1 pseudogene is annotated in these 862 nt (G+C 38.5%); it reads left to right on the top strand.

The features are described from left to right. Nucleotides 1-862: pseudogene (locus KTHG_RS00025) on the top strand (distal tail protein Dit); the annotation flags it as partial.

The raw sequence follows: 862 nt of genomic DNA, 5'->3' as shown, positions 1-862 counted from the left end.
GGCACTGAAACGTATGATGACCAAAGAACTCGACAACTGGAAAGTGACATGGCGCATTCGTACAGTGAACCGTTACGCACGTGCAGAAAACAAATTGGAACTCTATTTGTTAGATGGCACAGGAAAAGCAATTGGTAAATTATCAATCAAAGATGATGGCAATGGTAGCGATCAAGCGATTTATGTACAAGCCTACACAGGTACTGGAACAGTCAAAAATGTTGGTTCGTTTATTCCAACAGTGAAAAAGAAAAAGACTGTCACTGTAGCGAAAAAACAGAAAGTGAAAACAACTGATAAAAAAGGTAAAGTCACGTACAAATGGGTGACGTTAAAAGAGCCACTAAAAGCCAATGAAGCGATTAATGATTTCAGTAACTTTTATGGCTATATCGAATTTGAAAAAGTCGGCAATAAATTCTTTGCGAAAGTCGTTAAAATGGATGAAACAACACGTAATGAAGTGAAAACATGGGAATCTGTTTGGACCGATACACGCGATACATTTAAAAAGGCAGTGGCTGGATTTGGATTATATGCCGGGAAACGTGCGATTACCGAAGATAGTAAAGGAATTAGCTACAAAGCCAATTACATGGCCTTTTGTGATTTACGTGTCTATGAACGCATTCAAATCTATGATGAAACCATTATTTCAAGTAATCCTGAAACGATTATTTTTGAAGGAGATGAAATCGTTTTTGATTGTGAAAGTGGACGTGTCTATAAAAACGGGCAACTCTTTATGGAAGCACTTCACAATGGTTCGGATTGGATTACGTTATATGGCGGTGTGGAAGAACAACTTGCCTTTGCGGAAGGATTTGACTGGACGATGCATTACAGGCCAACAGCCTATTAA

It is taken from the genome of Kurthia sp. Dielmo, from assembly GCF_000307285.2.
Lineage (GTDB): Bacteria > Bacillota > Bacilli > Bacillales_A > Planococcaceae > Kurthia > Kurthia populi.
This window is presented reverse-complemented; position numbering and strand designations above follow the sequence as displayed.